The sequence below is a fragment of the Duganella aceris genome (genome assembly GCF_011090165.1).
Lineage (GTDB): Bacteria > Pseudomonadota > Gammaproteobacteria > Burkholderiales > Burkholderiaceae_D > Rugamonas > Rugamonas aceris.
Map to the genome: position 1 here is coordinate 1 of NZ_JAADJT010000031.1, position 6,674 is coordinate 6,674.

Below are 6,674 nucleotides of genomic sequence, written 5' to 3' on the forward strand. Positions count from 1 at the left end.
GCCAGGTTGCCCCGCGCTGCCGTTCGACTTGCATGTGTAAGGCATGCCGCCAGCGTTCAATCTGAGCCAGGATCAAACTCTTCAGTTTAATCTCTGTTTATTTGACACTTTCGTGTCACCGTCTTGCGACGGGTCGCTCACTCAAAATACTGACAGGCTGCTTCTTGCGAAGCATCCTATATTTTTTGTGAACATTTGATATTTTAAGTATCACGGAGACTAGCTCCGTGTGCACTCACATCAAACGTCCACACTTATCGACTGTTAATTTTTAAAGAACTTCAATTCGGTGTTGCATGCTGAGGAAGCGTTTTGTTCTTCAGCGAAGAGGCAAGATTATGAGGCGTTTCGTACATCTCGTCAAGCTCTTCTTTTTCCCGCTTCACTCTGCATTTGCATGCGTTGTTCTGCGAGGGGGCGAACTATAGCAAGGCGCTCGCCGGCTTGGCAAGGATTTTCTTCGCGCCTTCGGCAAACAGCGCAATCAGCAACGCCCCGGCGCCTATCCCCATCAACAGCCGATGGTCGCCGCCGCTCCGCGCGAACAGATACGAGTAGCTATAACCGGCGACCGCCTGGAACAGCGCGAAGATGGTTGTCGCCTTGCTCCATATGGCGTTCTGCGCATGCGCGTCGCCCGGCACGATCTGATGCACACGGTTCAACGTGACCGGCACGATGCCCGGCGGGAAGGTACCGATAATGAGCGCGGCCGCGATCAGCACCACATGATTCATCGACAACGCCATCAAGCCGATCGCCGCCACTTGCAGCGCCAGCGCAAACTGACTGGTCCGCGCCGGACCGATGCGATCCGACAGCGCGCCATAAAACATCGGCCCGACCGTCGCGCCAACGCCGTAGACAATCCAGAACATCGCGGCCGTATGCGTGCCCCAGCCCAGTCCGCGCGCGACATAATCGACCAGAAACATCATCATCGGCACCAGCCCGCACGCCATCAGCGCATATTGCAGATACAGCAGATTCAGCTCCATACGCACGCCCTCTTTCGCCATCGGTTCGGCGCCGCGCACCGGCGTCGCCGCGTGGATGGCGTGCGGCCAGCACCCCCAGCTGGCAATGCTCAACAACAGCGATAGCGCGCCAAGTCCGAGCCAGGTCTGGCGCAACCCGACATCGAGCAACAACGGCACCACCGTGCCCGATGCGGCGATGCCCAAGCCGATGCCGAGGAAGATCGCGCCGCTGGCCATGCCCTTGCGGTTGGCCGGAACATGCGGCAGCACGGTCGATGCGGCCAGCACCATGATGATCCCGCCGGCCACGCCGGACAGCAACCGCCAGCCGAAGAACCAGCTCACCGACAACGGGAAGGCGCAAGCGAAGAACGCCGCCGACACCAGCAACATCATGCCGCGCAGCGTCACCCGCGCGCTCAAGCGCCTGGCCATAGGCCGCCCCGTCAGCGCGCCGATCAGATATCCGACCAGATTGGCGGCGCCCAGATAGATCACGTCCTTGGCGGCGAACCAGTGCGCATCGATCAACGGCGGTATCAACGGCGTATAGGCGAACCGCGCCAGTCCGATACCCACCAGGCTCGCGCACAGCCCGGCAAAAATGGCGCGCGCCGTGGCGCCCCGACTCTCAGCGATATTCATTGCATGTCCTTGGTACGAGTGCTCATCATGTTTGACAGCATAGTCAAACTTGACACCCATGTCAAGAATGGTGATAATCGCTGCCATGGCAGGCATAAAACAATTTGACGAAGACCAAACGCTGGAGCGTGCGATGCACGTTTTCTGGCGGCGCGGCTATGCGGCCACCTCGATGCAGGATCTGGCCCAGGCCACCGGCGTGCTGCGCGGCTCGCTGTACAACGCCTATGGCGACAAACAATCGATATTCCTGCTGGCGTTCGCGCGCTACCGGCAGCGCTATATCGCCTCGGTGCGCGCCTGCATGGCGGCGAACGATCCCGCCGTCGCGCTGCGCGACTACTTCGGCTACGTCATCGCCTCGATGTCGGAACCTGTGCTGCAACCGGACGACGCCCTGTCGGCGCCGACGCGCGGCTGCCTGACGACCAAGATCGCCACCGATGAAACCGCGATGAATGAAGCGCTGCGCAATGCGTTGCGCGGCATGCTGGAAGGATTGGCGGAAGTGCTGGAGCAGCGGCTGTCGGCGCCCGACGCATTGGCGCGGCTGAAGCTGCCGCCGAAAGACGCGGCCCGCTTGATCGTCACCTTCACGCGGGGCAACGTGGTGATGGAGCGCATCTACCATGCGCCGGCGGAATTACAAGCGACAGCCGATGCGCTGATAAAAGTTCTGCTCTCCGAAGACTAACGATCAGGCGTTGTTGATCACGACGTCGACACGCTTGTGCACGTCCTCGGCGAAGGCCAGGAACTCGCGCATCTGCTCCGGCCGCGACACGTCCAGCGCATACCATTCCGCCGAGCCGCCGGCCTTGCGGATCTCCGCCACCAAGGCCTGCAACTTGCTGGAGCGCAGCGCACCCAGCACCACGTGATGCCCTTCGCCCGCAAGCTGACGCGCGGTGGCCGGGCCGCTCCCCCGGCTGGCGCCGGCAATCAGAATCACCTTTCGATTTGTTTGTGCAATAGCTGTCATGATGCGGTCCTTTCAATGGCAATAACACCAGGCTGCATCATACGAACGAATCCGCATGCTGCGAATGCACATGCCTATGCAGTTCTTGCCTAATCCTATAGATCCGCAATGCAATGGTGGCGATCCACGCGTGAATCATGGATCATTCCTATTCATCAGCATATGAAGGAGTAGCCGTGGAACGCATGATCGCCCTGCACCAGCAACTGGCGCCAAACGAGGGCTATACGATGACCGACCTGGAAGACGTGCGCCTGACGCGCTCGAACTGCGGATCAACCAAGGCGCCGGCCATGTACGACCCCTGCATCGCCATCCTGCTGCAAGGCGGCAAGCGGGTCTACTTCGGCAACGACGTGCTGGAGTTCGACGCCGACCACTACCTGGTGGTGGCCGTGCCGATGCCCTTCACCAGCACCACCGACGCGTCGGATGACCAACCGCTGCGCGGCTTGAGCATCCGCGTCGACCGCACCACGCTGGCCGACCTGATGTTCACCATCGACCAGACCGACAACGAAGTGCCCGCCATGCCGAAAGGCATGATGGTGACCCGCATGGACACGCGCCTGCGCGACACCGTGCTGCGGCTGCTGGAGGCATTGAGTTCGCCGCTGGAGGCGCGCGTGCTGGGGCCGGGCATCGTGCGGGAAATTTGCTACCGCGCCCTGATGGGCGACCAAGGCGCGGCGATGCGCGCCGCGCTCACCAGCCAGGGCCAGTTCGGCCGCATCGCCAAGGCGCTGCGCCGCATCCACGCCGACTACGCCACCGACATCGACGTCGGCATGCTGGCGGCCGAGGCGGCGATGAGTGTGCCGGCCTTCCACGTGCACTTCAAGTCGGTGACGCATTGCTCGCCGATCCAATACCTGAAGTCGGCCCGCCTGCACCAGGCGCGCGTGCTAATGGCGCGCAACGACATGACGGCGCAATCGGCATCGGCGCTGGTCGGCTATGAAAGCCCGTCGCAATTCAGCCGCGAGTTCAAGCGTTACTTCGGCCGCAGTCCGGGTGAGGAAGCCAACGCCATGCGGCGCGTGCTGAGCGTGCAGGCGGCGGAGTCCGCAAGAGCGGTTTAAAGCGCCTGGCCCGGATACAGCCGCGCCAGCGTGGCTGAAGCAATCCGCCGAACCAGCGATTGCAGTTGGTCGCTGGCGTCATCCCGCCGCGCGGTCCTCCACAGCGCGGCCAGCGCATCGTCATGCAGCGCCACCGCCTGCTCGACTTCGCTTTGCCAGAACGCCGGCGCCTCGGCATCGACGAAATTCCCACGCCCTCTGCCGAAGTGCGCCACCGCGAGGTAGCGCAGGATGCCGGCCACCACCAGCGAGCGCATGAAGGCGTCGGTGAACTGCATGGTCGCCCGGTCGCGATCAGTGCTGGAGTTGAAGCCCCAGGCCGCGCCGGCGAAGGTCACCGCGCCGACCACGCCGCCCAGCAAGGCGCCGCCGCCGAGCGTCAGTCCGCCCGCCATCAGATCGGCCGAAAGCCCGGTGGCAGCGCCGGAAATCATCGCGCCGAGCAAGCCTGCCTGCGCCTGGTCGACCGGCGCGCGCACGGTGAAATGATCGCGCACCCGCGCGTTGATCGTGGCGACTTCGGCGGGATCCAGCTTGTGCAGCATCAGCAGTTCGCGCGTCATCTCGCCGGTGGCCAGGTTCAGCCGCGCGACCAGCGTGGCCATCGCTTTTTCCTGCCGCTGCAATGCTTCATTCTTGCCGATGCCCACCACTTTCAGCGCGGACTTCAGCATGCTCTTCGAATCGGCCTCCACCGCTTCGCTGTCGCGCGCGGCGGCCTGCAACTGCACCGCCAGCAGCCGCATCGCTTGATCGTAGCGCGCCGCGTTGCCGGCTTCCCAGCTTGCGAACAAGCGCGCATAGCCGACCTGCCGCTCCGCGTCGAGCAGCTTGCCAAGCGCTTCGTAAAACACCCGCTCGTGCACCCAGCAACGGGCGAACGCATCCAGTGCAAGCACCTCGCGCACCACCGGATACTGGCGCAGATGATCGCGCCAGCGCGCCTGCTCCGCCTGCTCCTCCGCCTGCGGGCGCGGCCGTCCGGTCTGGTTGAGCAGGACCACCACCGGTTTGCCCAGCCATTCCAGAATCTTCATTTCGGCCGGCACATAGCCGGCGTCGCGCGGATCTTCGGACGAGTTCACCAGGTACAGCACCACATCGGCCGCGTCGCGCGCGGCGCGCAGGGCTTGCTGGCTCAGCCAGAACGGACGGTCGCGATAACGATCCAGCACTTCGCGCAAAAACCAGCCGATCGGATTGCCGGACTGCCCCAGCCGCTTGAGCAAGCGCACCGAATCGCCGAAGCCAGGCGTATCCCACAGGCGAAGTTCGTCGCCCTGCGGGGTCGCCAACAAGGTGTGCGATTCCGAGGTGATCGTCACGTGGGCCGCGTCGCGCACCTCGCCGACATCGACGCCCATCAGCGTGCGCGCCAGCGTGGTCTTGCCGTTGTTGGTGTGCGAGATCAGCGCCAGTTGGATCGTTGTGCTCATGGGGCGTCCGACAAGGTGAGACCGGCGTCCAGCGGATGCGCGGCCGGGTCGCGCAGGTTGACGACGCTGGCCATGGTGCGGTGATGCAGGCAGAATTCGCGCCACAGCGCGACACGTTCGGCCAGGCGTTCCGTCCCCATGCGGTCCAGATAGCCGGACTCGTCCAGCAACACGGCGATGCCGCGTGGCGCGGTGCGCACCAGGTCATCAAGGAAGGCGCCATGGTTTTCCGTTTCCGGCGTGGCGGTCAGGTTGAACAGCGCCGCCGTGATGGCGACATCGGCATCGTCGCGCAGTCCGGCTTGCGGCTCCTCGCCGTACGCGATAGACGGACGCAACATCAGTCCGCCGCGTTCGCCCAACAGCATCACGGCGATCTGCGCCAGGCCGCGATGACGTTCCTCGTCGACGGTGAAACTGTAGGGCAGCACGCGCATCATGCCGCCCTGGGCCATGCCCATGCCGTCGCTCAGCTTGCGGAAATATGGCTGCGCCAGATCGATCGGAAAACGCCGCGTCAGCCGCGTCGCGCGCCAGCCGTACACCGCGGCAAGCAGTAGGCGCGGCACGACCACCAGCAGCAGCACGGTGGCCGCATACAGATGCACCCAGCGCGCGCCGCCCTCGGCCGCCGTGGTTTGCGGGAAGCGCAGCGCTTCGATCTCAGCCAGCGAGAAACCCTGCAGGTGGAACAGCGCGGTGGCCGGCGCGAACAACATCGACAACAGGCTGTGCACCTGGCCGGCATCTAGAAACGTGCTTTCCCATCCGGCCGCGTATTGCGACAGCAGGCCGCGCGCGTACAGCGAAAGCAGCGCGCCGATGGCGAACGTCGCGGCGCTCAGATGGATCGTGCGGCTCAGCCTGGACGACGTCAGCTTCGCGCTCAGCAGCGACCACTCGCGCATAAAGTTCAGCAAGGCGGTCGACAACGCCGGCGGCATCTTGCGCGGCAGGCTCAAGCTGCGTGGCACGCGCGGGCGCGCGGGTATGAAGGCCCAGACCAGCAGGCCCAGATAGACCAGCAGATTCCAGCCTATGATCAGCAACAACGGCGCGGACAGCAAATCGACGCGATGCGGATCGCTGATGCGGTCAAGGCCGGCGCCGAGCAATAGGCCGATCAGCGGCAGCGCCCACCACAACGGCGCAAACGGATGGCGCCGCTTGAGGAAGACGGCGAAGGCCGGTGTGCGTTCCGCCAGTCGCTTGAGGATCTGCTCGGCGCGCTGCTGCAGGAAATCTTCGCCGGTGACTTCGGCCTTGCGGTCGGCGGCGCCCCACTGCGCCAGTTCGCGCGCGCTGCGGCTGGCATACATGCGGTCGTCGTCGCTCAGGATTTCTTTTTTCTGGTCGGCGGTCTCGATGGACTGGACCAGGATGACATCTCGCGCGGTGTGTTCGTTCATCGCATGAGTATATGTCAAGACGCAAAAAAGCCCCGACCGGATCACCGGAAGGGGCTTTTTCTAATAACTAGCTTGACGATAACCTACTTTCACACTGGTTGCAGCACTATCATCGGCGCAGAGTTGTTTCACGGTCCTGT

6 protein-coding genes and 1 rRNA gene are annotated in these 6,674 nt (G+C 63.7%); 2 read left to right on the top strand and 5 right to left on the bottom strand.

Annotation, left to right across the window (positions count from 1 at the left end):
• Both GW587_RS30830 and GW587_RS30835 read right to left on the bottom strand, forming a co-directional pair.
• Window positions 1-88: ribosomal RNA gene (locus tag GW587_RS30830) — 16S ribosomal RNA — on the bottom strand; the annotation flags it as partial.
• A 334-nt stretch (window positions 89-422) separates the two neighbouring features.
• Window positions 423-1,625, bottom strand: a complete 1,203-nt coding sequence (locus GW587_RS30835; RefSeq protein ID WP_166108735.1) for a YbfB/YjiJ family MFS transporter — start codon at window positions 1,623-1,625, stop codon at window positions 423-425.
• Window positions 1,626-1,758: 133 nt separating this feature from the next.
• Between GW587_RS30835 and GW587_RS30840 the strand changes: the two genes are divergently transcribed.
• The gene (locus tag GW587_RS30840) at window positions 1,759-2,319 is read left to right on the top strand and encodes a TetR/AcrR family transcriptional regulator (RefSeq protein WP_229259741.1); all 561 of its coding nucleotides are present in this window, start codon (window positions 1,759-1,761) and stop codon (window positions 2,317-2,319) included.
• 3 nt (window positions 2,320-2,322) lie between these two features.
• Here the strand turns inward: GW587_RS30840 and GW587_RS30845 are convergent, their stop codons facing one another.
• Window positions 2,323-2,577 carry an SDR family NAD(P)-dependent oxidoreductase gene (locus GW587_RS30845; protein ID WP_371875669.1) on the bottom strand — a complete coding sequence of 85 codons (255 nt, stop codon included), beginning with the start codon at window positions 2,575-2,577 and terminating at the stop codon, window positions 2,323-2,325.
• A 215-nt stretch (window positions 2,578-2,792) separates the two neighbouring features.
• On the opposite strand from GW587_RS30845, the gene GW587_RS30850 reads away from it, so the two are divergent.
• Window positions 2,793-3,689 (top strand): AraC family transcriptional regulator, encoded by an 897-nt coding sequence (locus tag GW587_RS30850; protein WP_166108740.1) that lies wholly within the window; start codon window positions 2,793-2,795, stop codon window positions 3,687-3,689.
• On the opposite strand, the gene GW587_RS30855 is transcribed toward GW587_RS30850, so the two are convergent.
• Together GW587_RS30855 and GW587_RS30860 are read right to left on the bottom strand one after the other, a co-directional pair.
• On the bottom strand, window positions 3,686-5,125 hold the full coding sequence (locus GW587_RS30855; RefSeq protein WP_166108738.1) for a GTPase domain-containing protein: 1,440 nt from the start codon (window positions 5,123-5,125) through the stop codon (window positions 3,686-3,688). The two genes, GW587_RS30850 and GW587_RS30855, sit on opposite strands and share 4 nt — an antisense overlap.
• Window positions 5,122-6,534 (bottom strand): DUF2868 domain-containing protein, encoded by a 1,413-nt coding sequence (locus GW587_RS30860; protein ID WP_166108739.1) that lies wholly within the window; start codon window positions 6,532-6,534, stop codon window positions 5,122-5,124. Before GW587_RS30860 ends, GW587_RS30855 begins: the two co-directional genes overlap by 4 nt.
• Between the last annotated feature and the right edge of the window lie 140 nt (window positions 6,535-6,674).